Consider the following 19799-nt stretch of genomic DNA (forward strand, 5'->3'; position numbering starts at 1 on the left):
GCGATTCCGACCACCGCCCGCGTCAGGCAGCCACCCCCCAGGGGTCCGATTGGCCGGTTAACAGGCAGACGGTGGCATGACCCCTCGACTCAAGATCCATGCCTTCATTGATGAGGCCGGTCAACGCTCGAACTCTCCCGTGAGCAGTGATCACTTCACCATGTCGGCTGTCGCGTGGACGGCGGAATGGGACGCCCAGGCTAGGGCCCTACTTCGGACCTGAGGCAAGACCTTGCGCATACGAACAGGTCCTGCGGAATCTGCCCGAGTGCCAAGTCGCGTGGACTCACGTCACGAGCGAGGCTCGCTGAGCACTCCGGGAGCCGACGAGCGACTCCAACTCGCTGACATTGCCGCGAGCGCCACGTTTCAAGCCTTCGAACCGACCAAGGGGTTCACTGAACGTCGATACCTGACCGAACTCGCTCCTGCCCTGTACCGGCGGCAGGGCAACTTGCTGTTATACGGGTTTAAGGTCGTGCCGCGCCCGGGAGTTGGGGCGCGTACGAATGGGCCATGAACATGTGAGAGGGGCGGGTAGCTTAAGCCGCAACGCGGGTGTTATCCGTAGGACAGCAGCTACCCGTCCCCTCACGCTTAAGGCCACACGACCCCACTGTCGTCCGACAGCGACGCGGATCCCCGGATCTAGCCGCGTCGGCAGTGGCGCTGAAAACGAGCCTGACCGCCGATGTGCATCTCGGCGAACTCAGGCAGCCTCAAGGCCCGAACGCGCGACAGGCATTGCCGCGCATGTTGTCCCCGGTGGGCTGGGCAGGGCCCGTGACCTGGTCGGACTAAAGGACTACGTCACCAACGGCCGAAGCCGAACAGCTCTACTACGCTCGACCACGGGCCCAGCCAAGAACTGAGCTCTCACACCAGTAAGTCTCCGGACTCGCCGGGGCAGTTCACCTCGGGTGCCCGAAGATCATTATGAGCCCTGAAGGAGGCGACGATGGAGACGTTTAAACGCACGCCGTTGCAATTGTTCAACCTTCCGCAGCACTTCGTCATCCCGCTCTTTCAACGGCCATACGTGTGGAACGAAGCCGACCAGTGGGAGCCGCTGTGGAGCGACATCCGGCGGGTTGCTGAGCTGAGGATGCGCGAGCCGCACCTCAACGCGCAGCACTTCCTCGGCGCGGTGGTTTTGCAGGCGCACGAGGCAGGCAGCAACAACCTCACAACGTGGAACGTGATCGACGGTCAGCAGCGACTGACGACCCTGCAACTGCTTATGGACGCCGCGAGCGCGGTCTTCACAGAGACGGGCGTTGCGCGCGCGGCGAACCAATTGGAGTGGCTGACTCACAACTCCCGTGACTACGTGGGTGAGAACGCAAGCCGTCTCAAGTTGCGGCATCTGAACAACGACCACGCTGCGTTCGACGAGGTGATGACCGCTGAACCACCGGTTGACACACGAGCCTGCGTCACCACGACTCCCGGCTCGTGCAGGCGCACCGATACTTCATGCTTGCCGTGCGGCAGTGGCTCGGGGATCCGGGTGCGGATGGTTACCCGGGCCGGGCGGAGGAACTCGCCCATGTCTTGCGCGAGGCCCTGCAACTGGTGACGATCGAATTGTTGGCGACGGAGGACTCGCAGGAGATCTTCGAGACCCTTAACGCTCGGGGTACTCCCCTCACGGCCGCCGACCTGATTCGTAACTTCGTCTTCCAGCTCATCGAGGCCGAGGGCGGAGACACGAAGCGGGCGTACCGGGAGGATTGGCCGTTCGAGTCGCGGTTCTGGGCCAAGGAGGTCAGCGTCGGCCGCTATCTCGTGAGCCGAAGTTCGCTATTCCTTAACCAGTGGCTCGTCTCTCGTCTGGGCGAGGAGATCAGCCCGCAGTCGACGTTCGCGCGCTTCAAGAGCTATGTCGAGCACTCGACCGACAGTTCCATGCTGAAACTGTTGCCAACGTTGCGCCAGCAAGCCGATCTGTACGAGGCGTGGACAGAGGCGGCCGCCCGGCGGGGAGGCGATCTGACACCAACCGAGATGGCCTTCTATCGCATGAACGCGTCGGGGATCGAACTGCTCAAACCCTTGCTTATCTGGCTGCATGACCCTGCTCGGCCGACCCCTGTCTCGGCAGAGGTTGTCCGTCGCACGATCACCTCGGTCGAGAGTTGGGTCTATCGGCGTCAACTGCTGCGCCTTACGGGATCCGATCTTGGACGCATCGTCGCAGATCTCATCCGACTCAACACGTCCACGCCGGTCGACGAGATAGCCGACCGTGTGAGCAGCCACCTCTCCATGCTCAACGTCACGAGTACGTATTGGCCCGGTGACCAGGAAATCGAACTCGCGTTGGGCACCGACCCGGTCTATCGGCGCTTCTCTCGCGGCCGTATGCGGATGTTCTTGGAAGCGATCGAGAATGCCTATCGGGCCGAAACGCGCCAGCCCCAAGTGGAGCGCGCCCTCTATCCCATCGAGCACATCCTGCCGCAGAAGTGGGAGGACAACTGGAGGGTCGACGGTCGTGAGGCCCAAGAGGAACGAGCCGCCCACGTCCACCGTCTGGGGAATCTGACTCTGCTCACCAGCAGCCTCAACGCCAAGGTGTCCAATGGGCCATGGATCAGTAAGCGGCAGGCGCTGCTTCGGCACAACACCATCAAGCTGATCGGACGCCTTGTCGAGCGCGACGAGACGACCAGCTGGGATGAGGCGCAGATCGAAAACCGAACACAAGAAATGGTCCGGGTTTTGCTCACTGTCTGGCCTGTTCCCACCGGCCACCTTGGGCGCGTCGTCGACATCGCTGCCAAATCCCAGGACTGGATCGAGGTCAAGCACCTGATCGACGCTGGACTCGTGATCCCCGGGCAAGAACTCGTCAGCACCCATCGCGACTTTCCGGACGCCACCGTCACGGTCGCACCGGATGGTCACTTGCTGGCCGAAGGCCGACGGTTCGGGACGCTGAGCGGCGCTGCAAAGCATTTCCGTGGAAGGGTGACCAATGGGTGGTACTTCTGGTCGCTACCTGACGGCCGCCGGTTGCGCGACGTTAGGACCCAGTTCCTGAGCGGAACCTCGTCCAGGACGGCCCCGGAAGATCAGGGCCCATAAGTGACGACGTGCCTGCCGAGCCACCCGAGTCGCGTTCGTCCGCCGCCTCCACGGTGAGCTCTGTCGGAGGGGCTCCGAAGCGCTTGACCGCTCGCGTCTCATGCTTGGCGCGGGTCGCGGGGACGCCTGCGGATTACCCTCGGTGGTGTCTGTCGTGACTGCTACGTTCGATCTGTGCCAACTTCGGTTCTTGACCTCCTCGCGAGAGTAGCGCTGACCTGGGACGAGGCGGTCCAGTGGGGAGATTCACCTTCCCTGCACCACGCTGGACTCTATTTCGTCACCGTCTCGGACGACCCTGGCGCATCTGACGGCCCCGTCGCCTGCGCCCTCTCGGAGCGCCGATTGCGCGAGTTGATGCTCGCACGTCCAGCTCTTTCCGTCTCCGGTCACCCAGCGACGCTCGCGACGTTGAAAGGAGCACTCTCCGCCATGTGGCTGCCGGGGGAGGTCATCGTGTACATCGGCTGCTCGGGTGGGCCGGTTTCTGGTCGGGTCCGTCAGTTCTACGCAACCCCGCTCGGCGCGCGAGCACCGCACGCGGGTGGTTGGCCAGTGCAGGCGCTGGAGGACCGCGACAACCTTTTCGTGCATATCGCCCGGGCGGAACGGCCTCTCGAGTCAGAACGGCAGGTTCTTGACGAGTTCATCCGGAGAGTGCCAAACGCCTCGCGGGATAGTCTCTGCGACCCTGATCTCCCGTTACCGTTCGCTAACCTCGTCCTTCCTGGAGGTCGCCGAAAGCGCCATGGGATAGCGGGGGCAACCCAACCCCACGGGCAGCGGGTTTCTTCAGATTCCCCCCGACCTGAAGCCCCAAGGCAGCTGGCCACGACCGATCCCCTCATCGGCCGTTTTACGCTGAACGTCACCGCTGCCGACATTCGCACAGGTCAGATCCGAATTGGCCGGGCCGCGAAGCGGGGACTCGGGTTGCCTGTCGAGCCTCGAGGAATCGTGATCAGGGTCTTGGGCCATCTCCATGACGCCGTTTGGGACCCACGTCTTGGGCCCGACAAAGAGCGGTCGGGTGTCCTTCGGATCGGGCGGCCAGGCATGGAGAAGCTATTTCCGGCACCGTGCCAACTAGAGGTAGGGCTCGACGCTGCCGGGCTCGTCCGCCTCACTGGTTTAGCTCATGGAGAATGATGCTGAGCGCACGGGTCCAAGAGCGATCCCTACCGATCCGGTGTGGGTCACCGATTCCGAGCGATTGGTCTAGGAGCGGCTGATCGGGCAGGCGCCTCGTGAGTGGACGATCGTGGCGAACCTCGTCCTCGCCGATGCCGAGCGCGAGTACGAGATCGACCTGCTCGTCCTGATCCCTGGCGCGGGCGTCGTGGTCGTGGAGGTCAAGGCCGGATCGGTGGCGGTCGACGATGAGGGGCGCTGGCGTCAGCACACGGCATACGGCGAGAAGGTCATCGACCCCGTCGGCCAGGTGACGCGCGCGAAATACGCCGCACGGACATACGTGGAGAGCGACCCACGGTGGAGCCGCGGGCGACTGCGATGGGGGCACGCGATCGTGGTGCCGCATTCGAGCTTCGATGATGACTTCGCCCTCCCGGACTGCCCGCGCTCGCTGGTTCATGACCGTGACGACATGGGGGACCTTGTTGCGCGGCTTCGTGATTCGCTCGCCGGAGATCGCACATCGCCTGTCCCCACGGAGCGCGATTGCGACCAGATCGTGGAGATCCTTCGTGGGCGCAACCTGCCTCTCCGCGACGTTGTCGCACTCGCCGCGGAGCGCGAGGATCGCACGGAGCGGCTGACCGAAGAGCAGGCGATGATCCTCGACGTCACCCGTCTGCTGAACAGGGTGGAGATCCGTGGCGGCGCCGGCAGCGGGAAGACGTCGTTGGCGCTCGCGCAGGTGCGCTCGCTCGCAGCCGGTCGTGCTGACCGTCCCTCCCAGAGGGTGGCGCTGCTGTGCTACTCGATCGGGCTCGCGTCGCTGTTCAAGCGGGTCACCCAGATCTGGCGTCACAACCACCGACCGGCATTCGTCGGGACGTATGAGGATTTCGCACGTTACCTCGGCGTCACGGACTTCGGTGACCGGGAGAACATCTCGTTCTGGGAGAACGAACTTCCCGCCACGATGCGCGAACTCGTTGCGGAGTTGCCGCCGGGGCGGAGGTTCGACTCGATCATCGTCGATGAGGCTCAGGACTTCGCCGACGACTGGTGGCTGCCGCTACTCGGCGCCTTGCGGGATCAGGAGACGGGCGGGTTGTTCGTCTACTCCGACGAGAACCAGCGCGTCTTCCCACGTTTTGGTCGCCCACCTGTGCAACTCGTTCCGCTCGTGCTCGACCACAACCTGCGCAACACCAAGCAGATAGCCGACGTGTTCGCTCCGCTTACTCCGATCCGTATGCGGTGTCGCGGTGGCGACGGGCCCGAGGTCACCTTTGTGCCGTGCTCGGCCGACGAGGCGGTGGATGTCGCAGACGACCAGATCGATCCGCTGCTCGACGAGGGTTGGCGCCCCGAGGACGTCGCTCTGATCACCACCGGCAAACGCCATCCGGAGCAGGCCTGGCGTCAGGAGTTGGACGGCCAAGATGGCTATTGGGCGTGCTACTGGGATGCCGCGCAGGTCTTCTATGGCCACGTCTTGGGATTCAAGGGACTGGAACGGCGGGTCGTCGTGCTGTGTGTGAACGAGTCCGCCACGCACGACCGCGCCCGGGAGAAGCTGTATGTCGGTCTCTCCCGCGCGACCGACCGGCTGATCGTGGTGGGCGACCCGGCCGTGATCCGTGAGATGGGCGGGCAGGAGGTTGCCAAGCGGTTGGGGCTCTGAGCGATCGGGACGTTACAAATTGCCAAAATGTAATGTCGGCTCACGGCCTTGACCCCTCGCACGGCAGTGTCATCATCAAGTCATGAGCGACGACCCGCCGAGTGTTCCTGCCGACCAGGTTCGCGAGTTGGCACAACTCATCCGCGAACGAAACGCCATCGATCTCAAGATTTCTCAGATCCTGCAGCGACCGGCGGGGCTGGGGCACATCGGTGAGTTCATCGCCGCCAACGTCTTCGACATTGAGCTGCACAAGAGTGCTACCGCGAAAGGTTCCGACGGCGTCTTCCGGACAGGTCCGTTGGCGGGTCGACAAGTCAACATCAAGATCTACGGCAAGCGCGAGAACCTGTTGGATCTCAAGGAAGTCGACGGTCCTGAGTACTACCTGGTCTTGACGGGCCCGAGCGCTGCGGCGGTCACCTCCCGTGGGACCACCCGGCCGCTCGTGATCGACCACGTGTATCTGTTCAAAGGTGACGAACTGCTGGCAGGCCAGCGCCAGCGCGGGGTGAAGATCGGTGTCGCATCGAGCGTTCCAGCTGCTCTTTGGTCTGCTGCGAGCGTGTATCCGGAAAATACTGCGGAGTTCCCTCTGACCCCGGCGCAGCGGGAACTCCTGGCGGCTTTCGCGTCACCGCCGGCCAAAGACTGATGATTCGGTCGGCCCTGCCCGACTGCTGGACCGAACGCTCATCGATCCCAGGGCGTTGCAGGTCGACCGCACCGTGCTGGACTTGCAGAACATCACCGAGGAAGTGATCGCGCACCTTCGCCAGCCTGGGACGCACCTCTCGGTGCGCATCGACATCGAGGCAACCCGTTCGTCCGGCTTCGACGACAACGTGATCCGGACGGTCTCGGAGAACGCCACCACCCTGCGCTTCGACGACTCAGCGTTCGAGGAGGCCTAGCGGCTTAACACCCACACTGAGTCAGCAGGGCTGGGTCAGCGCCGCCTCAATCTCGCCCCTTCCCGGCCTTGGCTGCCGCTGAGCGGCGGCGGGCGATGATGGGGTCGTGGCGGAGGGCGGCATACTCCGGCTCGTGGCGTTTGAGCACGGTAAGAGCGGAAAGGGTTGTGCCGTAATCGATTCCATGATGCGCGTGCCAGAAGCGAATGAACTCGCGAAGGACGGCGGGACCGCGGTCATACGGGCCAGTCTCCGGGTCCAGGACCATCGGCAGAAACCAGGTCATCAGCCACTGGACGATGCGCGGCTCCCAGCACGGTCGATAGGCATCCAGGTAGTGCAGAGCAGCGGTGATCAGGGCTTCAAGAATGAAGATCTCCTCCGCGTCGAGCGCCTCGACGCTGGGCAGGTTGCGGGAGAGGTAGTACTCCACGACCCACTCGCGGATGACCTGGTCCTCGACGTCTTCGTCAAGTGTCAGGCCATTTTCTTGGGGCGCGCGGACCCGCTCGGGATAGCCCTGGCCACCCTCAGGCAGTGACCGCAGCAGCATTTCGACGAGGTCGCGCTGGCCCGGCCAGTTGGGAAGGGGCTTCATCTCGTCCTGGTAGACGACATACTGCGCCAGCGCATGTCGGCACTTGGCTCCAGCCTCATCCAGCGGCACCTGCTCAAAGTCCGTCGATGCCGCGGCGGGAATGAAGAGGTCGGACATCATGTGCTGTGCCGACTGCTCCACAATCGCGGCAAACTTGAGGGCGTCGGCGAACCGATGATCGACATACAGGCTGAGCACGTGATCGCGGATCCCGGCGCCCGCGAGTTCCAAAACCCACTGCTCGCCGACGCCATCGGGATCCGGTTTCATCCACGCCTCGGTGATCCGCAACTCCGCGAGGCGCGTGACCGTGGGTGGGAAATCCTCGTGGGACCGGCTCGCCAGTTCGTGCCGAATGTATTGCGCCAGAGCGGTGTCCGAAGTCATCGCCGCGATGCAATGCAGCAGCGCGGTGGCGTCGCGACCCTCGGTGTCCATTACGTGATCGACAAAGTGCGCGAGATTGCGGAAAGGCTTGTCGGCCACCGGGTCATAGAGCCGGCCATCGCGAAGCAAGCCCATCAGCAGGGAGACGTAGTTCGCGGTCGCCAGCGGATGATCACTGTCCAAAGCCGCTCCCAGAGGGGCTGTCACGCGACCGTCTGCCGCGGCCTGCGCCGGGAGTATGGGTGGCGGCAGATGACGACTGCGCGTCGCGTTGCGGTGGGTGCGGGTGCTTCGGGTGTTGTGTGATCTCTTGGTCATGTGCCCCAGCGAACCAGCGCGTCGACAATACTGCTGAGGTCTATCCACACCCCTGTGGATAACCTGTCGCGCCGAGTTGCGGCCTGGGGGCGCGACGAAGGCGACCGAATCGCGGGCGTTGATGAGGGAAGATCGACGCGCCAGCCCCTGCGTCGTGCTGCCGGATCCTGACGCTGGAAAGCGTGATGGGGCGCCGGCTCCCAGGCTGAGCGGGCGTCGACCCCATCCTGATTGGTGGAGCTGGGATTAGACGTATGCGGTTGCGGCCGTCGGACGCTGCATTTGGTCGCGACGATCCAGACGATCGCTGTAGCGATACACAGCAACGTCGCAGCGCTGATATCAAGCGCCTTTCCGAGAGCGTCGTCGAAAAGCGCTCCTACGGCCGCCAGGAGGCTGCTGCCTGCTGCCACTGCACTCACCTGAACCGATCCGGCGATAACGACAGCGAAGTTGAGAGGAAAGGTGACGAAAAGGGGAAGTGGGGACTTACCGCGTGTCCCGCCCGGGACATCACGTGCCTGTGCCATGCCACGAGCAGATCAGCACATTCGCCTCATACGCTTTTCGGGGACTTCCTCATCGCGTGACACCGCCCGGTGGCGCGCCACCTCCCGCGAGCGGGAATCGGGCTGCTGTGAAGAAGGTGCGCGGGGTGACCTGGGCAAGGCCTCAGCGCAACGCAGCATCCGGTGTGCGCAGGCGCACGGCATACGCTCACAGGTATGACGCGTCTCTGGCGGCTCGTGCGGGCCGAGTTGGTGCGTGGGCGCGAGGCGCCCCGTGAGGGGTTCGGGCATCATGCCTGACCAAGACGACCGCCGCTGGGCCGAGGACTCCGACGAAGACGCGGGACGCCCCGCCGGGCAGGTGGAGCGCAAGCCGCTTGTGGACATCCGCGCCGTTCGGATCGCCGCGCACGCCAACGACGGCGCGGCCCTCCTCGCCGCTCTCACGGACGTGGAGATCGATTCCGCCCTGCAGCAGATCGGCACCGCCCTGGTCCAGGTGTACGCCAGCACATCCGCGGAAGATCGCCCGCGGCTGAAGCCCGTCATGCTTTCGGTCCGGAACCGGCTCGCGATGCGCCGAGGGGAGGGCGACGAGCTTCTCGCAGAGGACTTGCTGGCAGTCACCAATGGTGCTGAGTCCGCACTGCGGGGCGTGCCGGTCAATCTGGACGACCTCGATGTGGCCATGTCCACCGGCGGATTCGATGAACCCGGCGGCTACCTCAACACCGAGACTGGCGAAGTCGTCCCGGCCTTCCTGACGAACGAGGAAGAGACCGACGACGCGACAGATGTCGAAGGGCCGGAGTGGATCTATGTCGAGCCGGATGACAGCCGCACGCAGTGGCGAGACATGGAGGCCTTCGCCGAGACGGTGACCGACCCGGCGCTGCGTGACCACTTCCTTCGGGCGATCACCGGCAAGGGTGCCTTCCGGCGCTTCAAGGACGTCCTGCACCAGGACGCTGACGAGCAGACCCGCGCCCGATGGTTCTTGGAGCGCGATGACGCGAAACTCGGCCGGGCTCGCGAACTCCTGGCGCGGCACGGCATACGACCTGCTCCGTGATGCCCGCGCTCAGGCTGTCCTGTTGACTCGACGGCACCTTCCCGGCGCGACGTGCGCCGGCGCCAGATTGACCTACGGGGCGCGCCACCGGACCAGGGCGCGGTCGAGCGCCCAATAGAGCAGGGCGATCAGGGTGCCGAAGACCAGGATCTTGCCGATCGTCGCGAACACCGCCGGATAGCCGTAGGTCGTCGGGTCGACGAAGTCGTAGGGATAGGCGTCAACGGCCACGCCGCGCACCAACATCCACACGACCCACGCCGCGGGGATCAGCAACGCCCCGGCGACCACGCGCCATGAGAACCAGCCGCGCGGTCCCCAGACGAGGAAGACCGCCACCGTAACGATCGGCACGACGATGTGCTGCAGCGGATTGGTGAAGACCGACCACCCGGTGACCCGCTGAGTGGGGGCGAGCAGCACGGCATACACCACCGCGGTCACCGTGATCATCATGAGGGAATCGGCGCGCAGCACCCGCCGCCAGTAGCTGTCCCGAATCGGCTCCCGCCACAGCAACAGCAGGGCAAAGGCGACGACGACATTGGACCATTCCGTGAAATAGCTGACCGTGTCAGCCGCGCGCCCCCACGCACCGGCGATCCCAATCGCGTTGCCGCCGTAAACATTTCCGGCGACCGGGGTGTCGTCATACTGCCCCAGCGCGGAGAGGGTGAGCACGAGCAGGAACCCCAGGCCGGCGAGTAAACCGTTCAGGAGGTATGCCGCCCGCGCCCCCCTCGCAACCCGCTCGCCGCGGGTGCCGGCGGGCCCCGTCTCGCCGAATGTCGCGGATTGGCGCCTCATCGAGTGGTGATCGGCCGGCACATTCGTCTCCTGCTGCTGCGGCCACGCGAATGTGACCGGCGTGAGGTTACCAAGGGTTCGGCGCGATGAACGCCCCCTTGTCGGTGGTGCCTGAGAGCATGCGCGTATGACGATCGACCGCGGGGCTCAAGACGGTGCGGACGCCTGCGCCAACCGCGAGAGACTGGAGGCGGAGCGACGGGAGGCAGAGCAGCGGCTGGCCGAACTCACGGGGAGCTTCGACGATTTCGTTGCAGCGTCACGCGATTCGAATGCCGATGACGAACACGATCCCGAAGGCGCCACGATCGCGTATGAACGTGCCCAGGTCGTTGCGCTGGCCCGTCAGGTGCGCGAGCGCCTCGACCAAATCGACGCCGCCATGGCGCGACTCGCGGCGGGGAGTTACGGAAGGTGCGAGACCTGCGGCGGGCCGATTGGCCCAGCGCGATTAGAGGCGCGGCCAACCGCCACGAGGTGCATCACCTGCGCCCGGTCCCACCCCGGAACGTGAGCGACTGGGGCCAGGTTTGCGACGGCGGGCCACGACATATGCCGGCCCGCGAGCGCGAACCCGGCCCGCGAGCGCAAACCCGCCTTTCGAACCTGGCCCCTGCTCAGGCACACGACGGCGCTGGCGTCACTCCAGGAATATCGCCTGGCGGGCGAGGGCGATGGCGGCGGGTTCGGCATACGCAGCGGCCGCCCGAGGACCTGAGCCCTTGCCCGGGGCCAGCGAGCGATCAACGCGGCGGCCCGCCTGCACGCCAACGGAGAAGCTGAACCGACTTGCGGTCCGCCAGCCCAGAGCCTCGAGCAGCCGACCGACCTCGACCGCCCTGGCGTTGTATTCCTCTCCGGTCGGTGTCCAGCGGGCCGCGACGAGCAGCAGCGCGAGCGCCGCAGCCTGTTGATCGAAGGCTTCCCCGGTCTCGAGCAGGTAGCGCGCCACCACCACACGCAAGACCTGAGGATCGCGAACCGCCTTGCGTCCCAACGGCGTCAGTACCAGCCGGCCCTTGAACCGGCGAATCAGCTTGGCCGCCATGCCGTCTTCGCGCAGCTGAAAGATCTCCGGGGTGTTCTGCTCGCGGTTGCCCTTGCCGACGGGCCACGCAAGGCCGCTGTTGTGCCAGATCCGCTCTCAGACAACGGGTGCGATCCAGCCCGCCGCGGTCAGGGGTATGCCGTCCGGGTCGGCCTCGTCGAGCAGTGTCTGCCATGGCCGCAGCAGCGCCGCCCATTGCTCGTCCGAGACCGCCGGGGCGACGCGCTGCGCCGCAGCGATCAGCAACTCGGTGAGTTCGTCGCGAAGGTCCGGGTGACAGTGCGCCAGCAGGTTCGTCAGGACCGGGTGCAGTGGCGGCAAATCCAGCCCCGACGCCAAGGTCGCGATCTCTGCGTTGACGTCCTCAAGCTCGAAGAGATCGGGGTTCGAGCCCTCCGGCAACCAGTCCGCATACTGCTCGAGCTCTCCCGACAGGTGGTCCGGATCTGGATCCGCCCGCAGCGCGGCGGCGAGTTCGTTCCACGTGAAGATGCCGCCCACATCCTCGGGCGGGCACGCGCCGACACCCTCGAGGCACAGCGCCGGCGGGTCACCGCCCTGCGCCAAGCGCACCTCCTCGACCTCGATCCGATGCCGCCAGTCGTCGCCGAAGTCGTAGGTGTAGATGAGCCACTCGCCGGCGGCCCGCAGCACCTGATCGAGCCGGACCTCCGACTCCGGAGTCCCCTCCTCGTCCAGCTCGTCCTCGTCATAGGCGGTCACGAACCACGGTGGGCTCCATGCGTCCACGCCCGGTGCGCTGAACCGGTGCAAGTGGCTGTCCTCCCAGCCAAGGATGACTTGCAGGCAGGTGTGCACCCGGTCGAGCGTGAGGTCGCCGCGCAGCTGCACGCGCCGCCAGATCTCGGGCCGAACCTGCCGTCGAGCGACCATGACGCGACAATCGCGTTCTATGCGCCCCTCGGATTCGAGGTCGGCTACCGCGACGACGGCTGGCTGATCCTCGGGCGCGGCGAGCTCGTGCTGGAGTTCTTCCACTGGCCCGATGTCGACCCGGCCACCAGCGGGTTCAGTTGCTGCCTGCGGCTCGACGATGTCGATGCCTTCTATGCCGTATGCCGCGCCGCCGGCCTCCCCGAGACCACGCGGGGCTGGCCCCGCATCCACCCGCCGCGCCGCGAAGACTCGGGTATGCGGATCGGTGCCCTCATCGACCCCGACGGCACCCTGCTGCGCCTGGTCCAGAACCCCGCCGGCTGAATCTCGCGCGCCCGCAGGCTCGGCCGGCGGACGCCTTGCGGGCCCCCGGCAACTGAGCCGTCGCTCTCTCCCGATGCAGCGGGTGAGCGGCATACCGTTGGGGCACAGTGGACTTCGCACGAGAGGCATGTCATGGAGAGCTATGGACTGATCGTCCTGGGCAGCGGTCCGGCGGGCATCAGCGCCGCTCAGGCGTATGTCGAGGCGGGCGGCCCCGGCCCCGTCATCGTCCTCACGGCGGACGCCGATGCACCTTACGAACGGCCGCCGCTGTCGAAGGAGACCTTGACCGGTTCCGGGCCGGCCGAGCCGACGCCGCTGACCGAGGCGGTACTGCCGGACGGGGTGGAATTGCGCCTGGCGACGGTGGCCGGGGACATCGATCCCGACCGGCATACCCTGCGGACCGGCGGCGAACTCCTCGCCTTCGACCGCCTGATCGTCGCCACCGGATCGCGCCCGGTGCCCTTCCCCGGGGCGGACGCGGACGCCGACATCCACACGCTGCGAACCCTCGCCGACGCCACCGCCCTGAGCCGCGCGGCCACGCACGCCCGGACCGCGCTGGTCATCGGCTCCGGGTTCATCGGCTGCGAGGCAGCCGCCTCGCTGGCCCGCCGGGGGATCGCCACAACCATCGTGACGCCCGAGAGCACGCCCCAGGCCGACCGGCTGGGACCGTATGCCGCGCAACAAATTTCGAGCTGGCTCACGGATCTCGGCGTCGAGCTCCGGACCGGGGTATCGGTGACCGCGATCCGCGCCCCCCGCACGGTGCACCTCGACGACGGCACCACCCTCGAACCGGATCTCATCCTCGCCGCCGTCGGCATCATCCCTCAGGGCGAGGTGGCGGCGGTGGGCGAGGCCACGGCATACCAGGGCCGCCTCGTCGCGGATGAGCACCTTCAGGTGACCGATGGCGTGTGGGTCGCCGGCGATGCGGCGCGGGCGATGCACGGCATCGTCGGCCGTGCCCTCGACGTCGAGCATTGGGGAGACGCCCTGGCGATGGGAGCGCTCGCCGGGCGCAATGCGGCGGCGCCGGAGCAGCAGCAGGTGTGGAGCGAGGTCCCCGGTTTCTGGTCGACCATCGGCGAGCACACGCTGCAATATGCCGCCTGGGGCGATGGGTTCGAGCGCGCCGAGGTCGCGGAGCGGGTCGGCGGCTTCACCATCTGGTATGCCGATGCCGAGGACGTCCTGGTGGGCGTGCTGGCATACAACGCCGACGCGGACTATGAGCGCGGTCGCCGGCTGATCGCGGCGCAAGCCGGCATCGGCGTGGCCCTGAGCGGTGGTGACCTCACGCCCGAAGAGTGAGGCCGGCATGCATTGTTGTCTCACGAACCGCGACGTACGCCACGACGCCCTCATCAGTCGCGTCGGATCGGAGGACAGGCGGCGCATGACCGGCCCGCTCAGGAACGGCTGGGAGTTGCTCCCTAACGGAAGCTCGGCTGGCGGCCCAGCGTGCCGACGAGCGCCTGCCGGGCGGCGGGCGAAGCAGCCTCGTCGCGGGCAACTGTCACCTGGGACAGCCTCTCGCGCAAGGACATCCGGCCGGCCACGGATGAATCGCCGTCCTCGGCGAGCAGTTGCTCGATCGCCGCGATGCCGGCCTCGGCCCGCTCGATCAGCTGCGCCTGGGCGGCGTCCAGCCGCTCGGCATACCACGGGCTGGCGAGCACCGACTCCCGGGTGAACATCGCGCGGAAGGCGGGGTCGTCGAGCGTCAGGCCGTCGGCCGAAATGCCATCCGCCATGATCTCCAGCAGCGCGCGCACCGGCGGGCAGGCCGAATCGATCGTGCCGTCCTTGAGATAGGAGCGCGCGACCCGCTCGTGCGTCGACACCATGACGTCGACGGAGTCCGTGAAGGCCTGCAGGCTCTGGCTTTCCGGGCGCAGGATCGCCTCGGTGAAGATCACGTCGGGGTGCATGAAGATGCGGCCGAGGAAGGTCGTCGCGAACTTCTCGGTGATCCGGTAGCCGAGGCGGCTGGCCGGGACGATCCGGCCGTCCGGCAGCGTGATGTCGGCGATCCGCTCGAGATGGCCGGCACCGATCAGGGCCGCCGCCGAGCGCTCGGCCGGCCGCATCCGGGCGAAGAGTTCGGGGATCAGCAGGCTGATGTCGTGATCGACGCGCACCTGCGGCCCGACATACCCCGCGCCGGAGATCCAGCCGTCATAGCCGGTCAACGCGAAGGACAGGAAGGCCGAGTTGAGGTCGTAGGTCGTCGGCAGGGCGTTGAAGGGCGATTTGGTCATCGCCCCCTCGCTGCCGGCGCCGGTCGTCGACGGCGACTTGCCGGTCATCGAGGAGATGAACTCCATGAGCAGCTCGGGCAGTTCGAGATAGTGCAGCGGGCCGAAGGCGCACAGCGCGGGCACCCCGTCCGCCGGCGGATTGTTTCGCCGCCCGGCCGCCACGACGTCCACGCCGGTCGCGACAGATTCGGCCAGGGCGAGGCCGCGGCCGAGCCGCAGCGAGGTCATCGCCGTCGCCGTGCCGAGCGGGTCGGCGAGGTCCGGGCGCACCTGGAGATAGCGCGGATTCTTCGACGGCTTCCCATCGACGATCCGAGGTCGCGCCGAGCAGACGAGGTATGCCGCATCACTCTCCAGGGTGCCCGCCGCGAAGCCGGTGATGAGCTGGCGCATCGGCTCGGTGAACTGGCTGACGGCGATCGCGTCATCCGCCAGCTCGGTCGCCTCCGCGACATCCAGCGGCGCGAAGTTGCTCAAAAACGTTCCGGGAGAAGCGATATCGGCTTCGGCGGTCGAATCGTAGCCAGGCACGATCGCGTCGTCGGGACGCTGGAAGAGCAGGCGCTCGCAGTTCTCGACATATTTCACCGAGGGCGCGTCCGGGCCGCCGGTGGGCGCGACGACGGAGGCGGTGATGTCGTCCTCCGCCTGCACCTTCACCGCCGGCGCGAAGTCCGGGCGCAGCGAGAAGAGGCGATAGGAGCCGTCCGACTCGAAGCCCACGCGCAGCATGTCGACCAGGACGTTCTCGCCGTCGAGGCGCAGCCGGTTGCCCGGCCGCCCGTTGACCCGGCTGACCGAGAAGTGGCTGCGCCAGTCGGCGCCCCACTCGGCGCGATAGGCCTTCTTGATGACATAGACCAGTTGCAGCACATGCGCGGGAATCGCCCGGATGAAGGCATTGTGCTCGGCGGAGAACTCCGGACTCGGGGTGAACAACTTGATGATGCTGCCCGTGCTGCGCTCGGCGCCGAGCACCGGGCGGTGGTCCTGGCCGTTCCACGACGGCTCGGCATAGCGCTCGCTGTAGTCGCGGCCGACGATCGCCTCGACCGCGTCCATGTCGGCGTCGAAGTCCGCGACATAGGCCTGCCCGATCGTGATCGCGTCGGCGATGGACTTGGAGATCTCGGACTTGCCGCCGCCGGAGACCGTGGACGGCTTGTGGCAGACGGTCGAGGTTGCCGAGGTGCCGATGATCGTCCACTGCACCGGCTCGCGACGGACCTGCTTCATCGCGACCCGGAAGCCGGTGGTGTCGAGATATGTCGTGTCGCCGCGGAAGGGAATGCTCACCGCGCCCTCGGCGCTCGTCCACGAGACCGAGCGGTCGTGGAGGGAGAAGCGCGCGCCGGCCGGGACCAGGACCACGCCTGGCAGGGATGTGGCGCGCGCCCAGCCGCTCGCCTCGAGGGTCCACCCCTCGGGGTCGCGGGCGGTGACGGCCGCCACGGAGGGCGCGTCGACGGCATAGGTGTTGACGAATTCGTGGCCCTCGTCCCACGACGGGAAGACGATGGCGCCGCCGGAGTGTTCCTCCTCCGCGCCGCCGAAAAGGTTGGCGGACATGGAGATTTGCGTCTTGACTTCCTTCTTGCAATAGCCGAAGTAGTTGTCGGCGATGATCGTCACCATGACGCCGCGCTCGTCGCGCGCGCAGACCTTGAAGGCCTGGCCGTCGTTGTAGGTCTCGGACGGATCGCTCCAGCACATCCCGTCGCGGACCTGACGTTCGGTGGCGTCGTCGCGGTGCGGGAGGCCGAGCGACTGCTTGGTCGCGCTCGTCAGGTGCGGGGCGAGGATGACCAGACCGGTATGCCCGGTCCACCCCAGCGGGTCGAGCGCCGCGTCATTCTCCGGCAGGTAGGGATCGCCCGCATTGCCGAAGATGCCCTCGACGAAGTCGAGATTGGCGACCATCGAGCCGGGCACGATGAAGCGCGTCTCCATCCGGCGCTCGCGGGTGTGACCCGGCACGCCGACCGTGACGAGCGGGCGCAGCAGCAGCGAGACGAAGCATGCGGCGTGCTCGTCCTGGGTGGCGGTGATCGGGAGCTCGAGAGCCTCGGCGGGCGGGGTGAGCGCCAGGTCGAGCAGGGCCGCGAAGACCGCGCGCGGGACGGCCTTCTTGTCGTCGGGGATCGGCAGGCCGCCCTCGGCGATGTGGAAGACGCCGGCTGTCGTGCGGCGGTCGTTGCGCGGATTGTGCAGCACGCCATTGGCGAGGCGGTAGCTCGTGATCAGCCCGGAGGAATAGTCGTCCCGGTCGACCGGCAGGGACAGGGTCCGCGCCAGGCCGGGCAGGTCGAGGCTGAGGGTGCGCCGCGGGAGGCGGGGGGCCGGCTCGACGCCGTCGAGGTATGCCGTGAGGAAGGCCTCGATCCGCTCGTCCACCGGCGGCAGGCGGTCGGCCAGCCGCCGGCTCAGCTCGCGCTGCCGCTTCAGGATCGGGGCGACGAGTTCGTCCGCGGCCGCCTGCCCCGCGTCCACCGCCCGGACTTTGGGCAGTCCCAGCAGGTCGAGGCGCACATTCACAGCGGCCAGGAGATCGGTGGTCGACGGGCTCGGCGTGCCGTTCATGCCTCCATTCTGCTCCGGGCGAAAGCGGTTACACACCGCGTTCACCAAGTGGTCCATTTAGGGTCACGTGCTGGTCACCCGCCGCCCGTGGGCGGGTCTGGCGGGGTTCAGCCCAGCGAAGGTCGCGAGTGATCGATGCTGCGTTTCACGTCGATGAACTTCCACAACACGCTGTTCTTGTTCTTCAACGCCCGGCCCATGCTGAGCCCGTCCACATTGATGCGCGCCTGACGCAGCGAGGCGCCGGAGAATTGCATCCACGCCGGGACGCTGGTGTCGATCGGGAAGAAGTAGTCGAAGCCGAATTCGTTATGCAGCAGAGCGTATTTCGGGTTCGCCTCGCCATAGGGCGTCATCCCGGAGATGTCCGCGCCGAAGGGGAAGATCAGTTCCTTGGTCTCGCCCACGATGGGTTCGACCTCGGTGCGCCATCGCTGCGCGTCCGCGCGCAGGCTGGCGACGCTATCGGTCGTGAAGTTGATGTGACCCCATGAGTGCGACGCGAAACGCCAGCCGTCGGCGCGCATCGCCGTCGCCACCTTGGTGGCCTTCGCGATCTCGGAGCGCGTGGTGGGGGTGTCGCCATATTCCCGCACTGAGGTGCGATAACCGAGCACGCCGTTGTATCCGGTGAGCCCGATCGTGCCTTTGTCCCCGCGATAGGAGAAGTCGGGGTGCTTCGTCACGAAATCGTCGACGATCGGCACCACGTCATACCGCCCCTGGTGCTTCTGGCCGGTCGCGTCGACATAGTCATTGACGACCTCGCCGCGAGGATTGACCGCCAGGCGCTGCGCGAAACCGTCCACCTTCATGTACTCGTAATAGGAGACATCGTCGATCGACAGCACGAAGGGCGTCTTGCCGGGTGGCAGGTAGATCGGCGACGGCACCATCGTTCCGGTCTCGTCGAGTTGCCCGATGCGCTCCGGCGAGACAAGGACATAGCCGCGGTCGTAGAGGTCTTCCAGGTGCGCCCGGAACTCCCCGACCGTCGCCATGTAGTCGTCATACCCCTTGGCCGTGGGGCTGGCGAAGGCCCGTTTCGTATCGACGATCAGCGAGTGGTAGAAGAGGTGGCTGATCGTGGTGTTGTCGGGGAAGCGCTTGGCCGCGGCTTTCGCGGCCTCGATCGTCGAGATCTGCGACTCGCTCCCGGCGACCCCCTTCAGCAGGCGGACGGCCTTGCCGTAGTCGTATGAGGCGGCGAGCCGATCTGCCTCTGCCCGAACGGCTTTGGTCGGGTCAGTCGTCGGGCTGGCGCTAGTGTTGGAGGGCGTGGCCGACTGGTCCACGGCCTGCTGCGGCGATGATGTGCTCGGCACGCAGCCGACCATCAGGGCACCCGCAGCAAGCACCATCGTCACGCGTGTCGCCGCCCGCGAAACCCCCGACCGCCCCGTCACGGCATACCCCCTCGAACTCATTGGCAGCTTCCACCGTAGGTCGGCTCGCCACGCGACCGGCCGACCGACACGCCCCGAGGGGTGAAGGAGCGATGAGCCTTAACGCGGGCTGGGCTCAAAGGCATTGGATGCGCGGTACCACAGTGGTACCGTCGAGTATGGCGATGAATCTGCGGTTGACGGATGACGAGGCTCAGGCTCTGCGGACCCGGGCCGAGCAGGAGGGCCGATCCATGAATGAGGTCGCCCGCGAAGCGATCCATCGCTACGTCTCGGACCGTGACGATCGGCTCGAGGCATTGATCCAACGGGTTGCCTCGGAGGATGCGGAATTGCTCGATCGCCTGGGTCGCTGATGGTCGACTACCTCTCGGTCGAGGACTTGCTTCGGATCGCGGACGGGGTCGTCGACGGCCAGGTCGTCGTGCGCGAACTCGGACTCCTGGCCTCCGCAGCGCACCGGCCCCAGACGACGGTTTTCGGGGCCGATGCCTATCCGAGCCTTGCCGACAAGGCCGCCGCTCTCATGCATTCGTTGGCGAGAAATCATCCGCTCATCGACGGCAACAAGCGCCTCGCGTGGGCAGCAACGCGCATCTTCTGCCTGCTCAATGGCGAGGATCTGCGCTATGTGTCGGTCGATGCCGCCGAGGATTTCGTCCTGTCCGTCGCGCGAGGTGATCTAGAGGTCGAAGACATCGCCGAGTGGATTCGGCGGTCCTGGACCACCTGACGCGGTCATCCCCGCTTCTTCCCCACGT

The 19799-nt window shown here is 66.4% G+C and carries 17 protein-coding genes; 11 read left to right on the forward strand and 6 right to left on the reverse strand.

The window, feature by feature from the left end; all coding sequences use genetic code 11:
• The first annotated feature begins 958 nt into the window (after positions 1-958).
• The 5 genes from ABD225_RS16110 to ABD225_RS16130 all read left to right on the forward strand — a co-directional run bounded on the left by ABD225_RS16110 (position 959) and on the right by ABD225_RS16130 (position 6819).
• Positions 959-1579, forward strand: coding sequence for a DUF262 domain-containing protein (locus ABD225_RS16110; RefSeq protein WP_344087826.1), 621 nt, complete (start codon positions 959-961; stop codon positions 1577-1579).
• Positions 1477-3090, forward strand: coding sequence for a GmrSD restriction endonuclease domain-containing protein (locus ABD225_RS16115; protein ID WP_344087829.1), 1614 nt, complete (start codon positions 1477-1479; stop codon positions 3088-3090). Before ABD225_RS16110 ends, ABD225_RS16115 begins: the two co-directional genes overlap by 103 nt.
• Before the next feature lie 1231 nt (positions 3091-4321).
• The gene (locus ABD225_RS16120) at positions 4322-5905 is read left to right on the forward strand and encodes an NERD domain-containing protein (protein ID WP_344087919.1); all 1584 of its coding nucleotides are present in this window, start codon (positions 4322-4324) and stop codon (positions 5903-5905) included.
• Between the two features lie 82 nt (positions 5906-5987).
• On the forward strand, positions 5988-6560 hold the full coding sequence (locus ABD225_RS16125) for a DUF6998 domain-containing protein (RefSeq protein ID WP_344087832.1): 573 nt from the start codon (positions 5988-5990) through the stop codon (positions 6558-6560).
• Positions 6561-6615: 55 nt separating this feature from the next.
• On the forward strand, positions 6616-6819 hold the full coding sequence (locus ABD225_RS16130; RefSeq protein ID WP_344087835.1) for a hypothetical protein: 204 nt from the start codon (positions 6616-6618) through the stop codon (positions 6817-6819).
• Between the two features lie 46 nt (positions 6820-6865).
• Here the strand turns inward: ABD225_RS16130 and ABD225_RS16135 are convergent, their stop codons facing one another.
• Positions 6866-8011, reverse strand: coding sequence for a hypothetical protein (locus ABD225_RS16135; protein WP_344087838.1), 1146 nt, complete (start codon positions 8009-8011; stop codon positions 6866-6868).
• Between the two features lie 912 nt (positions 8012-8923).
• Here ABD225_RS16135 and ABD225_RS16140 point away from each other — a divergent pair.
• Entirely contained in the window at positions 8924-9703 is a 780-nt protein-coding gene (locus ABD225_RS16140) for a hypothetical protein (RefSeq protein WP_344087841.1), read from the forward strand.
• Positions 9704-9775: 72 nt separating this feature from the next.
• On the opposite strand, the gene ABD225_RS16145 is transcribed toward ABD225_RS16140, so the two are convergent.
• Positions 9776-10510, reverse strand: coding sequence for a Pr6Pr family membrane protein (locus ABD225_RS16145; protein ID WP_344087844.1), 735 nt, complete (start codon positions 10508-10510; stop codon positions 9776-9778).
• A gap of 127 nt (positions 10511-10637) precedes the next feature.
• On the opposite strand from ABD225_RS16145, the gene ABD225_RS16150 reads away from it, so the two are divergent.
• Positions 10638-11024: a TraR/DksA family transcriptional regulator gene (locus tag ABD225_RS16150; protein WP_344087847.1), complete on the forward strand. Its 387-nt coding sequence runs from the start codon at positions 10638-10640 to the stop codon at positions 11022-11024.
• A gap of 126 nt (positions 11025-11150) precedes the next feature.
• On the opposite strand, the gene ABD225_RS16155 is transcribed toward ABD225_RS16150, so the two are convergent.
• Both ABD225_RS16155 and ABD225_RS16160 read right to left on the reverse strand, forming a co-directional pair.
• The gene (locus ABD225_RS16155) at positions 11151-11558 is read right to left on the reverse strand and encodes a hypothetical protein (protein ID WP_344087850.1); all 408 of its coding nucleotides are present in this window, start codon (positions 11556-11558) and stop codon (positions 11151-11153) included.
• A gap of 96 nt (positions 11559-11654) precedes the next feature.
• Positions 11655-12452: a plasmid pRiA4b ORF-3 family protein gene (locus ABD225_RS16160; RefSeq protein WP_344087853.1), complete on the reverse strand. Its 798-nt coding sequence runs from the start codon at positions 12450-12452 to the stop codon at positions 11655-11657.
• On the opposite strand from ABD225_RS16160, the gene ABD225_RS16165 reads away from it, so the two are divergent.
• The gene (locus ABD225_RS16165; protein WP_344087922.1) at positions 12405-12779 is read left to right on the forward strand and encodes a bleomycin resistance protein; all 375 of its coding nucleotides are present in this window, start codon (positions 12405-12407) and stop codon (positions 12777-12779) included. The genes ABD225_RS16160 and ABD225_RS16165 overlap by 48 nt on opposite strands.
• Before the next feature lie 132 nt (positions 12780-12911).
• Complete coding sequence (locus ABD225_RS16170; RefSeq protein WP_344087856.1) at positions 12912-14102, forward strand: NAD(P)/FAD-dependent oxidoreductase; 1191 nt, start codon at positions 12912-12914, stop codon at positions 14100-14102.
• A 122-nt stretch (positions 14103-14224) separates the two neighbouring features.
• On the opposite strand, the gene ABD225_RS16175 is transcribed toward ABD225_RS16170, so the two are convergent.
• Positions 14225-17632: a PPi-type phosphoenolpyruvate carboxykinase family protein gene (locus tag ABD225_RS16175; protein WP_344087859.1), complete on the reverse strand. Its 3408-nt coding sequence runs from the start codon at positions 17630-17632 to the stop codon at positions 14225-14227.
• A gap of 107 nt (positions 17633-17739) precedes the next feature.
• Positions 17740-19038, reverse strand: a complete 1299-nt coding sequence (locus ABD225_RS16180) for a polysaccharide deacetylase family protein (RefSeq protein ID WP_344087862.1) — start codon at positions 19036-19038, stop codon at positions 17740-17742.
• Positions 19039-19196: 158 nt separating this feature from the next.
• On the opposite strand from ABD225_RS16180, the gene ABD225_RS16185 reads away from it, so the two are divergent.
• Positions 19197-19394, forward strand: coding sequence for a ribbon-helix-helix protein, CopG family (locus ABD225_RS16185; RefSeq protein ID WP_344087865.1), 198 nt, complete (start codon positions 19197-19199; stop codon positions 19392-19394).
• Positions 19394-19771, forward strand: coding sequence for a type II toxin-antitoxin system death-on-curing family toxin (locus ABD225_RS16190; RefSeq protein ID WP_344087868.1), 378 nt, complete (start codon positions 19394-19396; stop codon positions 19769-19771). The genes ABD225_RS16185 and ABD225_RS16190 overlap by 1 nt, the downstream gene beginning before the upstream one ends.
• Positions 19772-19799: the final 28 nt, after the last annotated feature.

This window comes from Nostocoides veronense, from assembly GCF_039531185.1.
GTDB classification, from domain to species: Bacteria; Actinomycetota; Actinomycetes; order Actinomycetales; family Dermatophilaceae; genus Nostocoides_A; species Nostocoides_A veronense.

What these genes read in the sequence shown, in the direction of transcription:
- ABD225_RS16160 (WP_344087853.1), bottom strand. Translation starts at nt 12,452, where the DNA reads ATGGTCGCTCGACGGCAGGTTCGGCCCGAGATCTGGCGGCGCGTGCAG.
- ABD225_RS16175 (WP_344087859.1), bottom strand. Translation starts at nt 17,632, where the DNA reads ATGAACGGCACGCCGAGCCCGTCGACCACCGATCTCCTGGCCGCTGTG.
- ABD225_RS16110 (WP_344087826.1), top strand. Translation starts at nt 959, where the DNA reads ATGGAGACGTTTAAACGCACGCCGTTGCAATTGTTCAACCTTCCGCAG.
- ABD225_RS16145 (WP_344087844.1), bottom strand. Translation starts at nt 10,510, where the DNA reads ATGAGGCGCCAATCCGCGACATTCGGCGAGACGGGGCCCGCCGGCACC.
- ABD225_RS16125 (WP_344087832.1), top strand. Translation starts at nt 5,988, where the DNA reads ATGAGCGACGACCCGCCGAGTGTTCCTGCCGACCAGGTTCGCGAGTTG.
- ABD225_RS16170 (WP_344087856.1), top strand. Translation starts at nt 12,912, where the DNA reads ATGGAGAGCTATGGACTGATCGTCCTGGGCAGCGGTCCGGCGGGCATC.
- ABD225_RS16185 (WP_344087865.1), top strand. Translation starts at nt 19,197, where the DNA reads ATGGCGATGAATCTGCGGTTGACGGATGACGAGGCTCAGGCTCTGCGG.
- ABD225_RS16150 (WP_344087847.1), top strand. Translation starts at nt 10,638, where the DNA reads ATGACGATCGACCGCGGGGCTCAAGACGGTGCGGACGCCTGCGCCAAC.
- ABD225_RS16155 (WP_344087850.1), bottom strand. Translation starts at nt 11,558, where the DNA reads ATGGCGGCCAAGCTGATTCGCCGGTTCAAGGGCCGGCTGGTACTGACG.
- ABD225_RS16140 (WP_344087841.1), top strand. Translation starts at nt 8,924, where the DNA reads ATGCCTGACCAAGACGACCGCCGCTGGGCCGAGGACTCCGACGAAGAC.
- ABD225_RS16115 (WP_344087829.1), top strand. Translation starts at nt 1,477, where the DNA reads ATGCTTGCCGTGCGGCAGTGGCTCGGGGATCCGGGTGCGGATGGTTAC.
- ABD225_RS16190 (WP_344087868.1), top strand. Translation starts at nt 19,394, where the DNA reads ATGGTCGACTACCTCTCGGTCGAGGACTTGCTTCGGATCGCGGACGGG.